Consider the following 14,901-nt stretch of genomic DNA (forward strand, 5'->3'; position numbering starts at 1 on the left):
CGACCGTCTAACTTCTGGACGCAGAAGACACTACGGGCCTCGCCGGTCCCGCGTCCATGCGCGGCGGTCCCGGGCGGCGCGATCTCACGACGCACGGGGCCGCCGTCGGGATCAGGCGTCGGCGGACGCCGTCTCCAGGGTGATCTCCGGGTCCACGATCTGACCCTCCCACTCACCGGAGACCCCGTACACGACGCAGTGCTTCTCGTCGGTGCCGTAGTTGCCCAGCTCGGAGGAGGTCAGGACGGCCCCGTTCAGCTGGTCCTCCTTCTCCTCGCTCAGGCGCTGGGCCTGGGCGGTGCAGGTCTGGGCGGCGGCCGGGTCGGCCTCCTCGCCCTCGGCCACGGCCGGCACGGCCCACAGGTACTCCGCGGTGTGGGCGCCCTCGCAGTCGGTGGTCTCGAAGGAGGACAGGTCACGGGCGCCGAGCGGGGCGGTGAAGCACGTGCCGGCCTCGTAGTCGGCCGGGGCCGCGGACAGCGACGACGCCGAGGCGGACGACGACTCCGCACCCTGCGCGGACGCGGAGGCGGGCGCCGTCGTCGAGGCGGACGCGTCGGCGTCGGACGAGTCCTGACCGCCGCACGCGGTGAGGGCCAGCAGCGCGGCAGCGGACAGGCCGGCAAGACGGGCGGAACGGGACAGGGCGGCGAAGGCCATGGGGGTGCTCTCCTCGAGTGACGTGGGACGCGCCGGGGTGTGGCGCCGACCTCAGCACTCTAGCCACGCCCGGCCGTCGGGATCGGGTCGAGGTGACGTGGCCCACATCCGGTGGGCGGCCCGGCTCGCCTGCCACACTGAGAGGCATGCAGACCCCGGCCACGCCCTCCCCGCACGACCGCCCCTCCCCCGTCGCCCGACCGTGGATGGCGGCCTCGGACGTCCCGGTCGCCGGCCCCGACGACGTTGAGCGCGTGGTCCTGCTGTCCCCGGCGGGCGAGGCCGTGGGCACGGAGGCCAAGGCCACGGTCCACCGCCGCACCGAGGACGGCGGCACACCCCTGCACCTGGCCTTCTCCTGTCACGTGTACGACGAGGCCGGCCGGTTCCTGCTCACCCGCCGGGCGCTGGGCAAGGCGGCGTTCCCCGGGGTGTGGACCAACGGGTTCTGCGGGCACCCCGGCCCCGGCGAGCCCCCCGCGGAGGCCGTGCTGCGCCGCGCCCCGCAGGAGCTGGGCGTGGAGGTGTCCGACGTCGTCGAGGTGCTCCCCGACTTCCGCTACCGGGCCGCGGACGCCTCCGGCATGGAGGAGCACGAGATCTGCCCGGTGTTCCGGGCCCGGATGCACGGCGACCCCGCCCCGGAGCGGGACGAGGTCGCGGAGTGGTGCTGGGTGGAGCCGGCCGATCTGGCCGCCGCCCTGGCCGCCGTCCCCCGGGCGTTCAGCCCGTGGCTCGTGGAGCAGTGGCAGCAGGGGGCGTTCGACCCGCGGTGAGCGGCCGGCGCGGCGACGCCGCGCGGGCCGTCAGCGGCCGTTGACGTCGTCGAGGTGGGCGGCGGTGGACTGCACGGCCTCGTCCTGCCCCGGCTCGGCGTCGCCCTGCTGGCCCTGCTGCTCCTCGGCCAGGCGGCGGACCTCTGCGATGTCGAGGCCCTTGACCTGGTCGAGCAGCTGCTCGAGCGCGGTGCCCGGCAGGGCGCCGGCCTGGGAGAACACGAGCACACCGCCGCGGAAGGCCATGAGCGTGGGGATGGAGGTGATGCCGGCCATCGCCGCCAGCTGCTGCTGGTCCTCCGTGTCGACCTTGGCGAACACGACGTCCTCGTGCTTCTCCGAGGCGGCCTCGAACACGGGGGCGAACTGGCGGCACGGGCCGCACCAGCCGGCCCAGAAGTCCACGAGCACGGTGTCGTTCTCGGCGACGGTGGAGCCGAACTCCTCGAGGGTCAGGTCCTTGGTGGCCACGGCGGGTCCTTTCGTCAGCGGGGCCGACGCGTTCACGCCGGCGATCGTCCTGCCGACCACAACGGACGCCCCGCCGCACCTATTCCGCCCCACCCCGCTTTCGTTCGGGAAACGGCGGCGTGTCCCGGCACTTTCGTTCGGGAAACGGGCGCCTTCCACGCACTGTCGTGGCCGAGACGGGAGCCGTCGTCGTCGCTTCCTAGATGTAGGAGGGCATGACGTTGTTGACTCGGGCCGGGGCCAGTGAGGCCGGAGGAGCGTCTCCGCAGGAGGTATGAGGCCGATGGTAGTTGTAGTGGTTCACCCACACCGCCAGGGCCTCACGCCGAGCTTGCTCTGAGGTGTACGGGCGGGCGTAGAGGACCTCGTCCACCATCAGCCGGTTGTACCTCTCCACCTTCCCGTTATGGCGCGGGGTGTAGGGGCGGATCCGGTGGTGCCGGCCCCCGAGCGAGACCACCTTCCGGGTGAAGTCCACGGCCCGGTAGTTGTTGCCGTTGTCCGTGATCACCCTGTCGATCCGGATCCCGTGGGCGGCGAAGAACGCCCGCGCCCGGCAGAAGAACCCGATCGTGGTCACCGCTTTCTCGTCCTCCAACGCCTCGGTGTAGGCCAGGCGGGTGAACCCGTCGATCGCCGAGTGCAGGTAGGTGTAGCCGACCCGTCGGCCAGGCCCGCGCTTGGCTGCTCGCGCGTTCTCGGAGTCCCGGCCGTGAGCACGCCAGCCGCCCCCCTCGGGGATGCGCCCGATCTTCTTCACGTCCAGGTGCACCATGTGCCCCGGCCCTCTCGCGGTGATCTTCTGGGGTCGTTGGCGCAGGTCTTCTCCGGCCGGGGTCAGGTCCCGTAGGCGGGAGATCCCGGCCCGGTGCAGCCACCGTCCCACGGTACGAAGACACACCCGGTGGCCCTCGGAGACGAGGTGGTGATGGATGCGGCGGGCTGACCACTTGCGCTCCCGGCGCAGGGTCTGGATCTGGGCCACCACCTCGGGGTCGAGCTGGGCAGGTGAACGGTGCGGCCGGCTGGGCAGGTCCTGAAGGCCGGCTTCTCCCTGGGCGCGGTAGCGGGCGACCCAGGTGGCCACCGTGGGCCGGCTCACCCGGAACTCGGCGGCCACGTGTGCCTGCGGGATCCCGTCGTGCAGGTGGCGGTGGACCATCCTGAGACGGCCGGTCGGGGTCAGGGGTGCGTTAGCGTGAGTCATGAGTGGGTCTTTTCGGGCAGGTGGGTTGTTGAGGAACTTCCATCCTGCGGGAGAGGCGGGCGTGTCAACTTGTCTGTGTAAGCGGGGTGGTCACAGGTAGGGGTTGATCCGGTCGGGGTAGGCCGCGGCGAGCTGGGCGAGGGCCTGCTTCCAGTTCGTGACGGCCTGACCTTCGACGAGCCGGCCCTGGGCTTTGCGCTGGCCGGCGGGTTTGCCCCGGTCCCGAGCGCGTTCGGCGGCGCGTTTGTCTTCGATGTTGCAGATCGCCAGCCAGAGCAGCTTCACCGCCGCCTCGGTCGAGGGGAAGTGGCCGCGGTTCTTGGTCACCTTCCGTAGCTGGAAGTTCAGCGACTCGATGCTGTTGGTCGTGTAGATGACCTTGCGGAGCATGGGTGGGAACTGCAGGAACGGGATGAACCGCTCCCAGGAGTTCGCCCAGGTCGCGGCTGCAGACGGGTACTTCGTGCCGAGCTCGGAGGCCTCGAACTCGGCCAGCGCCTTCCTCGCGGTCTCTTCGTTGGGGGCGGTGTAGATCGGCTTCAGCGCGGCGGCGACCTTCTTGCGGTCCTGGTAGGCCACGAACCGCATCGCGGCCCGGATCAGGTGAACCACGCAGGTCTGGACCATCGAGTCCGGCCACGTCGCCTCGACCGCCTCCGGCAGGCCCTTGAGCCCGTCGCAGCACACGATCAGCACGTCCTGCACGCCCCGGTTGGCGAGATCGGCGCAGACGTGGGCCCAGAACGCCGAGCCCTCGGTGTCCTGGACCCAGATCCCCAGCACGTGCTTGATGCCCTCGAGGTCCACGCCGACGGCGATGTAGGCGGCACGGTTGAGGACCTGGCTGTTCTCTCGGATCTTGATCCGGATTGCGTCGAGATAGATCACCGGATAGAACTCCTCCAGCGGCCGCGACTGCCACGCCAGGACCTCTTCGCTCACGGCGTCGGTGATGTTGGAGATCGTCTCGTGCGACAGGTCCGTGCCGATCGTGGAGGCCAGGTGGTGCTGGATGTCCCGGATCGTCATTCCGCCGGCATAGAGGCTGATGATCATGTCATCCAGGCCCCCGAGGCGCCGCTGGCCCTTGGGCACCAGGCGCGGGGTGAACGACCCGCCCCGGTCTCGCGGGACGTCCAGCTCGATCGGCCCGACCTCGGACTCCACGGTCTTCGGGGTGGTCCCGTTGCGGGAGTTGGCGTGCTTCAGCGCCTCGCTCGAGCCCTTCTCGTAGCCCAGATGGCTGGTCAGCTCGGCCTGCAGGCCCCGCTCGAGCGCGGCCTTGACCAGCGCGGGCACGAACCCGCCGTCACCGGTGAGCTCGACGCCGCCCGCGTCGATCTGCGCGAACAGGGCATCAAGCTGCCCTGAGGCTTTCAGCTGCTCGACCAGGTCCTGGCCCGAGGGCTCGCCTGGGTTCTTCTCGTCGATCATGGTCATGATTCTTACCGTTCCTCTCGGTACGGCTTACACAGACCATCTGACACGCCCGGAGAGGCCCGCTCGTCTCATCTCAGCCCGTACCCCGTGGCAAGAACCTCATGACCCACAACACCTAGACTGGCCCCATGACCGGCGCCCCCATCCTGCCCCTGCTCGTGCTCAACGGCCCCAACCTGAACCTGCTGGGCACCCGCGAGCCCGAGGTCTACGGCACGGCCACCCTCGACGACGTCCGTGCGCTCACCGAGGCCCGCGCGGCCGAGCACGGGCTGACCGTGGACTTCCGACAGTCCAACCACGAGGGCGAGCTCATCGACTGGATCCAGGAGGCCCGCACCTCCCACGCGGGCGTCCTCATCAACCCCGCCGCGTACTCGCACACCTCCATCGCGATCCGCGACGCCCTCGCCGCCGTCGACCGCCCGATCGCCGAGGTGCACATCTCCAACATCCACCGGCGCGAGGCGTTCCGGCACCACTCGCACGTCTCCGCCGTCGCCGACGTCGTGATCGCCGGGGCGGGCGTCCAGGGCTACACCCTCGCCGTCGACTGGCTCGCCGCGGCTGTGCGCCGCTGAGCGCTGGTCAGGATCCGCCTGGCCGTGCCTAGGGTCGATGCTACGAGCCGGTGGCCGCATCAGGGCGCCGGCACCCGACGACGAAGGAGTCACGCCATGGGCACCCAGGATCCCCGCGCCCGTCTGCTCGAGAAGCTCGCGAAGGTGAACGTCTGCATGCTGACCACCGCTGAGCCGGACGGCACGCTCGTCACCCGCCCGATGGGTCTGCAGCAGGCCGAGGACGGCGGCACGCTCTGGTTCCTCACGCGCGCCACCTCCGACGTCGCCGCGGACGCTCCGCAGCGCCCGGTCAACGTCGCCGTGCAGGACAAGGACTTCTGGGCCTCCCTCGCGGGCCACGGTCAGCTCGTCCGCGACGACGCGCGCAAGAAGGAGTTCTGGAACCCGGCCACCGAGGCGTTCTTCGGTGAGGGCTCGAGCCCCGAGGATCCGCAGATCGTGCTCGTGCGCGTGGATGTGCAGACCGCCCAGTTCTGGGAGTCCCCGGGCGCGGTGGCCACCGCCGTCGAGCTGGTGAAGGCCAAGGTCACCGGCGGCGAGGCCCACCCGGGCGACAGCGAGACCGTCCGCTTCTGACGGCGCCTCCCGACGCCGGCCTCGCGACTTGCCCGCGGACGGGCCGGTGAGCGCCGCGCGAGGGGCCTCGGCGGGTCAGTCGACGTCCTCGGCCGCCAGCTGGCCGCACGCGCCGTCGATCTCCTTGCCACGGGTGTCGCGCAGGGTGGTGGGGATGCCGGCGGCGTTGAGCCGGTCCACGAACTCGCGCGTCACGTCCTTCTCCGAGGCGGTCCAGATGGAGCCCGGCGTCGGGTTCAGCGGGATCGGGTTCACGTGCACCCAGCCCTTGCCCCGGGCGTTGAGCTTCTTGGCCAGCAGGTCGGCACGCCACGCGTGGTCGTTCATGTCCTTGATGAGCGCGTACTCGATGGACACCCGGCGGCCGGTGGCCACGAAGTAGTCGTACGCGGCGTCGATCGCCTCGTCCGCCTTCCAGCGCGAGTTCACGGGGATCAGCTCGTCGCGCAGCTCGTCGTCCGGCGCATGCAGGGACAGCGCGAACGTCAGCGGCACGCCCTCCTCGGCCAGCTTCCGGATGGCCGGCACCAGGCCGACGGTGGACAGCGTGATGTTCCGCGCGGACATGCCCAGGCCCTCGGGCGAGGGGTCCACCATGCGGTGCACGGCGGCCATCACGCGCTTGTAGTTGGCCAGGGGCTCACCCATGCCCATGAACACGACGTTGGTGACGCGGTCGGCGTCGTGCCCGCCGTCCTTGCGCTTGCCGCCCAGTCCGCCCTGGGCGATCACCTGGTTGGCCAGCACGATCTGCTCCACGATCTCCGCCGTGGACATGTTGCGGGTCAGCCCGGCCTGGCCCGTGGCGCAGAACGGGCAGTTCATCCCGCAGCCGGCCTGGCTGGACACGCACAGCGTCACGCGGCCGGGATACCGCATGAGCACGGACTCCACGAGCGCGCCGTCGAACAGCCGCCACAGGAACTTGATGGTGTCCCCGCGGTCGGTCTCCATGCGCCGGACCTCGGTGAGCAGCGGCGGGAAGAACGCCTCCGCGATCGCCTCCCGCTTGTCCTTGGGCAGGTCCGTCATCTGCTCCGGATCGGTGGTGTAGTGCTCGAAGTAGTGCACCGAGAGCTGCTTGGCGCGGAACGCCGGCAGCCCGATCTCCTTGGCCTTCTCCTGCCGTTCCTTCAGCGTGAGGTCGGCCAGGTGGGTGGGCGGCTGGGAGACGCGCGGCTGCTTGAACTGCAGCTGCGGTCGGCCGTCCGGGCCCATCGGCTGGGTCCAGCCCTCGGTCTTCGGCATCACCTGGGGGCGCTCGGCGGTGGCGGCCTCGCGGCGCTTGGGCGCGGAGAGCTGGTGGCCGACGCCGGCGCGGCGCATGCGCTCTCGGTCCTCGGCGAGCTGGCGCGCCTCGGACTCGTCGATCAGGCCGCGCTCGGGGCGGCCGAGGGCCGGCTTGCCGGCGCGGTCCCTCTGGCGGTTCGGGGTGGGCTTCGATCCGGGGCGGCGGGGCTGGTAGTCAGACATCGGCACCATTCTCCCAGACGGGGCGGACTTCGCGGCGGGTCGCCTCCACATCGACGGCACCGCGCGGCTTTCGCGTCCGGGGCAGCCCCCGCAGGACCCAGCGGACGACGACGCCGCGCACCGTCGCCGGCAGCGGCCGGTACAGGGTGCGCGCCAGCCCCCAGAGGCGTGCCTCCCGGACGGAGTCCCGCCCAGTCCAGGACCAGCCGAGGCCGGCGCGCACGCGGCCTGGGAGGAGACCGGCGGTGACGAACCGGGCCAGGGGCATAGCCGCCCGCAGCGGCGCGGGGACGCCCTGGCCGGAGAACAGGTCGGCGGCGACCCGCCGCGCGTCGTCCGTGACCTCGAGCCGGGCCACCCGGTCGTCCCAGTAGTCCGCGAACGCCGCGCGGTCGACCGGCCAGGCGGAGGCGGGGACCTCGAGGCTCGTGGCGAGCGGAGCGTACCCGCGGTAGAGGCGGTCGGCGTCCTCGGCGTCGAGGGCGCCCCACATCCGGCGGCGCACCTGCTCCCCCATCGCATAGAGGGTGGCGGCCACCCAGAGCTGGGCGTCCGGGTCGGCGGCGTCGTAGGGGCGGCCTCCGGCGTCGACCCCGCGGACCGAGCCGTGCGCCGCCCGCACCCGGTCGACGACCGCGTCGCGCGCCGGCGCGGCCTCGGGGAGGGTGACCGCGTAGATGTAGGCGAGCGTGTGGCGGAGCCGGCGCATCGGGTCCTCGGTGAACCGGGAGTGGCCGGCGACGCCGGCCCCCACCGGCCGGTGCGCCACCTGGAGCAGGATCGCCGCACCGGCGCCGGCGAGGATCGCGGCCTCGCGGGCGAGGGCGGCCGCGGAGGTCGGGGCGGAGTGGCGGTCGGGGCGCATGGTCCCAGCCTCGCACCGGGTCGGGCGGAGGGGCAGGGGGCGAAGATGAACGGTGCTGTTCACCTTCTGTTCACCTTGCTGTCCACCTGCTGCTCGTGGCGCCTCGATCCGAAAACCGCATGATTGCGCTGATTTTGCGCCATCCAGGCATGTGTGGCGGAGTGCCTCAGGTCACGTTGGTGAACACGGAGTTGCACTCTGGGAGGAAATCTGTAAACTTGTTCACAAGCAGTTCACCTAGCGTTTACGGAACGCGAGGTCGGGACTCCACCGAACTCATCACCCGCGGCCCCGCCGCGACGATCCGCCGGACTCGTGGTCCGGCAACCGAAGGAGGTGCTCACCGTGAGCATCAACACGACCAGCCACCACCTGCCCACCGCCCCGAGCCCCCTCATGCAGCGCCACGTGCTCCAGCGCGTCGAGGAGACCCTCCTCCGCCGCTTCGAGGGCACCGTCACCGCCGAGACCGTCCGCTCGGTCGTCCGCGAGGTCGTCGCCGACCTCAAGCGCGGCGCCCGCATCACCACCTTCCTGCCGGCCCTCGCCGAGCGCGAGGCCACCCGCCGCCTCCAGGCCGCGACGCCGGCCCACGAGGCCATGGCCGTCGCCGCCTGATCCCCCATACCGACGCGACGACCCGTCGGCCCGCCCCGCGAGGGGCCGTGGCCGGCGGGTCTTCTCGCCTCCCCGGACGCTTTCGTTCGGGAAACGGCGGGCCCCAGGACGCTTTCGTTCGGGAAACGGCGGGCCCCAGGACGCTTTCGTTCGGGAAACGGCGTTACTGCTCCTTGCTGATGAGGCCATCCGGCACCTCCGCTCCTGGGCGCCGTTCCATCGCCGCCCACGCGAATCCGGCGTGCGGCGCCGTTTCCCGAACGAAAGCACCGCGACACGCCGGCATTTCCCGAACGAAAGCGCGGGTGGCGGGGCCGGCACGGCGCGGCACGGGAGGCCTCAGTCCTCGGCGACGCCCAGCGCTCGGCGCATCGGCAGGAACTTGGCCCGGATCTCCGTGACCTCCTCCTCGGGCACCGCTCCCGGGACCATCCCGCCCCCGGCCTGCAGCCGCACCCCGCCGGGCACCTGCTGGCCGCAGCGCAGTGCCAGGGCGATCTCGCCGTCGCCGTCCTGATCCAGCCACCCGACCGGCCCGGCGTAGCGGCCGCGGTCCACGGGCTCGACCTCCGCGATCACCCGCACCGCGTCCGGCGTGGGGGTCCCGCCGACGGCCGCCGTCGGATGCAGCGCGGCCACCACGTCCAGCACGGTCCCCCGCCCATCCCGCAGCCGGCCGCGCACGGACGTGGCCAGGTGGTGCACGTTCGGCAGGGTCAGGACGGTGGGCGCGGGGTCGTCATCGGCGAGGTCGACGACGGGCGCCAGCGCGTCCAGCACCGACCGCGCGGCCCAGCGATGCTCCTCCGCCAGCCGCGGATCAGAGGCCAGCCGCTCCCGCAGCGCGGCGTCCTCCTCCTCGTCCGCGCCGCGCGGCATGGACCCCGCCAGCACCCGCGAGCCCACGAGCCCCGCGTGCCGCGTGGCGAGGACCTCGGGCGTGGCGCCCAGCAGCCCGCCGACGGCGAACACCCAGGTCTGCGGGTACTCGCGGCGCAGCTCCCCGATCGCCCGCCACAGGTCGGCGTCGTCCGCGGGGACGGTCATCGTGCGGCTGATCACGACCTTCGCCAGCTCCCCGCCCGAGTCGGCCATCCGCGTCAGCAGCTCGCGCACCCCGGCCGCGTAGCCGGCGTCGTCCCAGGCGAGGTCGGCGACGTCGGCGGGCAGGGGCACCTCCCCGTCGGCCAGCAGCCGGGCTCCGCGGTCCGCGGCGACGGCGGCTGCGAGCGCGTCCGCGTCCACGTGCTGGGCCACGTCCCGCACGCCGGACGGCGTGGCGCGGCGCAGATCCGCGGGGATGCGCAGGACCGCGGGCTCAGGCGAGTCGTCGGCGAAGGTCGAGGAGATCCAGCCCCGCAGCGGGGCCGTCGGGTCCGGTCGCCCGGCGACGGCGGCCTGCCACAGCGCGGAGAGTCGGCGGAGCCGGTCGGGGCCGTCCAGGAGCACGGTCCAGCCGCCCTCGCCCCGCCACGCGTCGTCCCCGTGTGCCCACAGCACCGCCCGAGCGAACGGGGGGACGGCGGCCTCGGGGGTCCCGGTCGCGGAGGTGCCGAGGTCCGGGAGCAGGGAGCGGACAGACATGGCCCCATTCTCTCCCACCTCGGCGGACCCCCGCTCCGGGCCCGGGCCTCGGCCACCGCCCCGACGGCGGCGAGCGGCGTCGTCGGGCGCGGAGGGATCCCGTCAAGGCTTGCGCCGGCACACCCGACGTCGCAGGGTGGGGGCACCCGTTCACCTCGCGTTCAACCGACCGCCTTCCCCGGAGGACTCGCATCATGGCCCCCATCCCCCCGGACCCCCACGCCGATCACGCACCGGCGGTGGACGACATGCCGCTGGACACGACGGCCGCGCCGGACATCCCCGCCGCGGTGGACCCCGTGCCGCACGGGATGGCCGCGCACGTGCTCGAGCGCGAGGTCGGGCCGCTGAGGGCGCGCTTCCCCGGCGTGGCCGACGAGGCGACGGTGCGTCAGCTCCTGTTCGACTCCTACGCCGAGCTCGCCGAGACGAGCCGCCACCCGGAGATGCTGCCGACCATCTCGGTGCAGCATGCCGCCTCGCGCCTGCGCGCCAGGGCGATCAACCAGGGCAGCATCGAGTCCCGCCACCCGCGTGTGCTGTTCGTCTGCCACGGCAACGCCGGCCGCTCGCAGATGGCCGCGGCCCTGCTCGAGAACCGCACCCACGGCGAGGTCAGGGCCCGCTCGGCCGGCACGGAGCCCGCCGGCGAGGTCATCTCCACCGCGTTCGAGGCGATGAACGAGATCGGCATCCCGCTGCACCACACGTACACCAAGGGCCTGGACCCGGACGTGCTCCGGGCCGCCGAGATCGTGGTGCTCTTCGACGGCGCGGATCCGTTCGAGATCCCCGAGGGCGCGCAGGTGCAGAAGTGGTCCGTGCCGTCGATCCGCGGCATGAGCCTCGAGCAGGTGCGCGGCGTGCGCGACGCCCTGGACCTGGAGGTCCGCGGCCTGATCGCCGATCTGGGCGAAGCCGCCACCCCGCTGCCGGAGGAGGGCACCCGCGTCGGCCGACCCCTTGACCTATACCCCCCTGGGGTATAGAACAGGGGGTATGAGCACGGACAGCACGACGACGGCGCCCGCCGCCGCCTCGCCCCTCCCGTCCGCCGCGGCGGACGCCTGCGACGGCCACCGGCCCCCGCACGAGGTCCACCGGGACAAGGCGAAGCACCTGGCGCGACTGCGCCGCATCGAGGGGCAGGTGCGCGGCCTCCACCGCATGGTGGACGAGGACGTGTACTGCATCGACGTCCTCACGCAGGTCGCCGCCGTCACGAAGGCGCTGCAGTCCCTCAGCCTGAACCTCACCTCGGAGCACCTGCGTCACTGCGTGGCCGAGGCCGCGGTGCAGGCCGAGGCGGAGGGCCGCACCGAGCTCATCGACGAGAAGGTCGCCGAGGCGACGGCCGCCCTCGGCCGCCTGCTGCGCTGACCGGCGCCGTCGCTCCCCCCACCCCGACAGGAGTTCGAGATGACCACCACCGACCTGAAGATCACCGGCATGACTTGCGGCCACTGCGTCGCCTCCGTCCAGGAGGAGCTCGGCGAGATCGCCGGCGTCTCCGCCGTGGACGTGGACCTGAACTCCGGTGGCGTCTCCACCGCCACCGTCACCTCCGAGGCCCCCCTCGACCCCGCCGCCGCGCGCGCCGCCGTCGAGGAGGCCGGCTACACGCTGGTGGAGGCCTGACCCCATGACCCACCCCGCCTCCTCCACCCCGGCCGGCCCGCAGTCCGAGACCACCCGCCGCGTCGACCTGGACGTCACCGGCATGACCTGCGCCTCGTGCGTGGGCCGCGTCGAGCGCAAGCTGGGCAAGCTCGAGGGCGTCACGGCGTCCGTGAACCTGCCGCTCGAACAGGCGACCGTCACCGCGCCCGCCGGCGTCTCGGACGAGGAGCTCGTGGCCGCCGTCGAGAAGGCCGGGTACGGCGCCACCGTGCGCCGTCCCGCCCCGCCGGCCGGACACGCCGGACACGCCGGGCACGCGCACACCTCCGAGCACGGCGAGGAGCATGCCGCGGACCATGACGGCGTGGACCACCACGACCACATGGCCCACGGTCCGAGTGAGGACGTGCTCACACCGCGCCTGATCGGCGCGGCGGTGCTGACGGTGCCGCTCGTGCTGATCTCCATGGTCCCGGCGCTGCAGTTCCCGCACTGGGGCTGGGTCGCGTTCGCCCTGGCGGCGCCCGTGGCGCTGTGGGCGGCGTGGCCGTTCCACTCGGCGGCGTTCCGCGCGGCCCGGCACGGCTCGTCCACGATGGACACCCTCGTGTCCCTGGGCGTGCTCGTCTCCTTCTCCTTCTCGGCCGTGGAGCTGATCCTGGCGCCGGACATGACCGCCCACGTGGGCGGGACCATGGCGGAGATGGCCCACCACAGCCTGTACTTCGAGACGGCCGCGGTCATCACCACGTTCCTGCTGCTGGGCCGCTGGCTCGAGGCCCGCGCCAAGCGGGAGGCCGGCGCCGCGCTGCGGGCCCTCCTGGACCTGGGCGCGGCCCAGGCCACCCTCTACGACCCCGAGACCCACGACGAGCGCACGGTGCCCGCCGAGTCCCTCGCGCCGGGCGACGTCGTGCTGATCCGCCCCGGCGAGAAGGTGCCCACGGACGCCGAGGTGCTCGAGGGCACCTCGGCCGTGGACGCCTCCCTGCTCACCGGCGAGTCCGTGCCCGTGGAGGTCGGCCCCGGGGACGCCCTCACCGGCGCCACCCTGAACACCTCGGGCCGGCTCGTGGCCCGCGCGACGCGGGTCGGCTCGGACACGACGCTCGCCCAGATGGGGCGGCTCGTCTCCGAGGCGCAGACCGGCAAGGCGCGCGTGGCCCGGTTGGCCGACCGCATCTCCGCCGTGTTCGTGCCGATCGTGCTCGGGATCGCCGTGCTGACCTTCGCGGTGTGGATGATCGTGACCGGCGACCTGCCGTCCGCGCTGCGCGCCGGCGTGGCCGTGCTCGTGATCGCGTGCCCGTGCGCCCTCGGCCTGGCGACCCCGGTCGGCCTGCTGGCCGGCACCGGCCGCGCCGCGCAGCTGGGCATCCTCATCCGCGGCCCCGAGGTGCTCGAGGACTCGCGCACCGTGGACACGATCGTGCTGGACAAGACCGGCACCGTGACCGAGGGCCGCATGGCGCTGGCGGACGTGCTCGTCCTCGACCCCGCTTTCGTGGCCGAAACGGGCGCCTCCCGGAGCGCTTTCGTTGACGAAACGGCGCCGGACCAGGCCGCCGACGTCCTGCTGACCCTGGCGGCCGCCGTCGAGCGCGGGTCCGAGCACCCGATCGCCCGCGCGATCGTGGCCGGCGCCGAGGAGCGTGGCCTGACCGTGCCCGGCGTGGCGGACTTCGCCTCCACGGCCGGCGGCGGCGTGTCCGGGCTGGTCGCCCTCCCCCACGACGACGGCGCACCCGGCTCCGGCGCGCACGGCGCCGCCGGCCCGGATCCGGTCCGCGTGGCCGTCGGCCGCGGCTCCGTCCTCGAGACCGCCCTCGACGGCGGCATCCCCGCCGAGCACCGTGCCGCGTTCGAGGCGGCGGAGCAGGCCGGCGCCACGGCCGTGTGGGTCGCGGTCGGCGGCCGCGTGGCGGGCGTCCTGTCCGTGCGGGACACCGTGAAGGAGACCTCGGCGGACGCCATCGCCCGGCTCAAGGAGCTCGGCCTGCGCCCGCTGCTGGTGACCGGGGACAACGCCGCCGTCGCCACCCAGGTGGCGGCCGCCGTCGGGATCCCGGCCGAGGACGTGGTGGCCGGCGTGCGCCCCGAGGACAAGGTGGACGTGGTCCGCCGGCTCCAGTCCGAGGGTCACGTGGTGGCCATGGTCGGCGACGGCGTCAACGACGCCCCGGCCCTGGCTGCCGCGGACATGGGCATCGCGATGGGCTCCGGCACGGACGTGGCCCGCGAGGCCGCGCAGATCACCGTGATGGGCGACGACCTGCACCAGGTGGTCCAGGCGCTCGACCTGAGCCGCCGCACGCTGGGGATCATCCGGATGAACCTGTTCTGGGCGTTCGCCTACAACGTGCTCGGCATCCCGGTCGCGGCCCTGGGCCTGCTCAACCCGATGATCGCCGGCGGCGCGATGGCGGCCTCGAGCGTGCTCGTGGTGCTGAACTCGCTGCGGCTCACCCGCTACGCGCGGTGAGCCGGGGCGGGGCCGGCCGAGCCGGGTCCACCCCGGCCGGCCGGCCGGCCGGTCAGGGCAGGCATTCGCGGGAGTACTCGAGCCACTGCTCGAGCTCCCCGGACTCCTCCCAGAGCTGGTAGAGCTCGGAGCAGGAGGGCTCGCGGATGACCACGCCGATCAGCTCGCGCAGGGTCTCGATGTCCTCGTCCGAGAACTGGCCGATGAAGGCGGTGAGGTCCACCTCGTCCGCCTCCGCGTGCTCGAGCAGGGCCTCGAGGTCCGCGTGGTCCTCGTTCCGAGCGATCCGCACGAGCGCCCCGAGGGTGAGGAGTGCGGCGCCCTGGCTCGCGGTCAGGTAGCCCTCGTCCTCGTCGCGACGGAAGTTCCTGCGGAACTCGTCGAGGTCGAAGGTACCGTCGAGGACCTCGTCCACGATGTCCAGCGCCGTGTCGTTCTGGAAGACGTTTCTGCCCCATGCGCCCATGACCTGACCCTAGGCCCGGGGTGGGCCCCGGCAAGAGTGCTGTGGTGTCCCGCCGAGGGGTGCCGTCGCCTCCGCTTCC

16 protein-coding genes are annotated in these 14,901 nt (G+C 72.9%); 8 read left to right on the forward strand and 8 right to left on the reverse strand.

Features of this window, described 5'->3' with window-relative positions; genetic code table 11:
• Positions 1-111: 111 nt before the first annotated feature.
• Positions 112-660, reverse strand: a complete 549-nt coding sequence (locus B1A86_RS10500; protein WP_020626537.1) for a hypothetical protein — start codon at positions 658-660, stop codon at positions 112-114.
• Positions 661-806: 146 nt separating this feature from the next.
• Between B1A86_RS10500 and idi the strand changes: the two genes are divergently transcribed.
• Positions 807-1,436: an isopentenyl-diphosphate Delta-isomerase gene (idi, locus tag B1A86_RS10505; RefSeq protein WP_078025366.1), complete on the forward strand. Its 630-nt coding sequence runs from the start codon at positions 807-809 to the stop codon at positions 1,434-1,436.
• A gap of 30 nt (positions 1,437-1,466) precedes the next feature.
• Here idi and trxA read toward each other — a convergent pair whose 3' ends face one another.
• The 3 genes from trxA to B1A86_RS10520 form a co-directional block, all read right to left on the reverse strand.
• A complete protein-coding gene (trxA, locus tag B1A86_RS10510; protein ID WP_069941388.1) occupies positions 1,467-1,907 on the reverse strand; it encodes a thioredoxin in 441 nt (146 codons plus the stop codon).
• A gap of 199 nt (positions 1,908-2,106) precedes the next feature.
• Positions 2,107-3,114: an IS481 family transposase gene (locus B1A86_RS10515; protein ID WP_122054729.1), complete on the reverse strand. Its 1,008-nt coding sequence runs from the start codon at positions 3,112-3,114 to the stop codon at positions 2,107-2,109.
• Positions 3,115-3,204: 90 nt separating this feature from the next.
• Complete coding sequence (locus B1A86_RS10520) at positions 3,205-4,548, reverse strand: IS256-like element ISMlu11 family transposase (RefSeq protein ID WP_044658726.1); 1,344 nt, start codon at positions 4,546-4,548, stop codon at positions 3,205-3,207.
• A gap of 134 nt (positions 4,549-4,682) precedes the next feature.
• Between B1A86_RS10520 and aroQ the strand changes: the two genes are divergently transcribed.
• Positions 4,683-5,135 carry a type II 3-dehydroquinate dehydratase gene (gene aroQ, locus B1A86_RS10525; protein ID WP_078025683.1) on the forward strand — a complete coding sequence of 151 codons (453 nt, stop codon included), beginning with the start codon at positions 4,683-4,685 and terminating at the stop codon, positions 5,133-5,135.
• A gap of 96 nt (positions 5,136-5,231) precedes the next feature.
• Positions 5,232-5,714 carry a pyridoxamine 5'-phosphate oxidase family protein gene (locus B1A86_RS10530; protein ID WP_078025682.1) on the forward strand — a complete coding sequence of 161 codons (483 nt, stop codon included), beginning with the start codon at positions 5,232-5,234 and terminating at the stop codon, positions 5,712-5,714.
• Between the two features lie 75 nt (positions 5,715-5,789).
• Here the strand turns inward: B1A86_RS10530 and rlmN are convergent, their stop codons facing one another.
• Positions 5,790-7,187: a 23S rRNA (adenine(2503)-C(2))-methyltransferase RlmN gene (gene rlmN, locus B1A86_RS10535; protein ID WP_069941386.1), complete on the reverse strand. Its 1,398-nt coding sequence runs from the start codon at positions 7,185-7,187 to the stop codon at positions 5,790-5,792.
• Positions 7,180-8,052 (reverse strand): oxygenase MpaB family protein, encoded by an 873-nt coding sequence (locus tag B1A86_RS10540; RefSeq protein ID WP_078025681.1) that lies wholly within the window; start codon positions 8,050-8,052, stop codon positions 7,180-7,182. Before B1A86_RS10540 ends, rlmN begins: the two co-directional genes overlap by 8 nt.
• Before the next feature lie 345 nt (positions 8,053-8,397).
• Between B1A86_RS10540 and B1A86_RS10545 the strand changes: the two genes are divergently transcribed.
• Positions 8,398-8,670 (forward strand): three-helix bundle dimerization domain-containing protein, encoded by a 273-nt coding sequence (locus B1A86_RS10545; RefSeq protein WP_227448856.1) that lies wholly within the window; start codon positions 8,398-8,400, stop codon positions 8,668-8,670.
• A gap of 339 nt (positions 8,671-9,009) precedes the next feature.
• On the opposite strand, the gene B1A86_RS10550 is transcribed toward B1A86_RS10545, so the two are convergent.
• Positions 9,010-10,254, reverse strand: coding sequence for an isochorismate synthase MenF (locus tag B1A86_RS10550; protein WP_078025680.1), 1,245 nt, complete (start codon positions 10,252-10,254; stop codon positions 9,010-9,012).
• A 194-nt stretch (positions 10,255-10,448) separates the two neighbouring features.
• Here B1A86_RS10550 and B1A86_RS10555 point away from each other — a divergent pair, with 194 nt between their 5' ends.
• From B1A86_RS10555 to B1A86_RS10570, 4 genes are read left to right on the forward strand one after another with little or no spacing between them, the layout of a single operon-like run.
• Positions 10,449-11,243 (forward strand): low molecular weight phosphatase family protein, encoded by a 795-nt coding sequence (locus B1A86_RS10555; RefSeq protein WP_078025679.1) that lies wholly within the window; start codon positions 10,449-10,451, stop codon positions 11,241-11,243.
• Positions 11,244-11,253: 10 nt separating this feature from the next.
• Positions 11,254-11,634: a metal-sensitive transcriptional regulator gene (locus tag B1A86_RS10560; protein ID WP_002856860.1), complete on the forward strand. Its 381-nt coding sequence runs from the start codon at positions 11,254-11,256 to the stop codon at positions 11,632-11,634.
• Positions 11,635-11,673: 39 nt separating this feature from the next.
• Positions 11,674-11,892, forward strand: coding sequence for a heavy-metal-associated domain-containing protein (locus B1A86_RS10565; protein ID WP_036316743.1), 219 nt, complete (start codon positions 11,674-11,676; stop codon positions 11,890-11,892).
• 4 nt (positions 11,893-11,896) lie between these two features.
• On the forward strand, positions 11,897-14,356 hold the full coding sequence (locus B1A86_RS10570) for a cation-translocating P-type ATPase (RefSeq protein WP_089529295.1): 2,460 nt from the start codon (positions 11,897-11,899) through the stop codon (positions 14,354-14,356).
• 52 nt (positions 14,357-14,408) lie between these two features.
• On the opposite strand, the gene B1A86_RS10575 is transcribed toward B1A86_RS10570, so the two are convergent.
• Positions 14,409-14,822 carry a DUF4259 domain-containing protein gene (locus B1A86_RS10575; RefSeq protein ID WP_036339561.1) on the reverse strand — a complete coding sequence of 138 codons (414 nt, stop codon included), beginning with the start codon at positions 14,820-14,822 and terminating at the stop codon, positions 14,409-14,411.
• Between the last annotated feature and the right edge of the window lie 79 nt (positions 14,823-14,901).

Origin of the sequence: Micrococcus sp. KBS0714 (genome assembly GCF_002008305.4) — a bacterium.
GTDB classification, from domain to species: Bacteria; Actinomycetota; Actinomycetes; order Actinomycetales; family Micrococcaceae; genus Micrococcus; species Micrococcus luteus.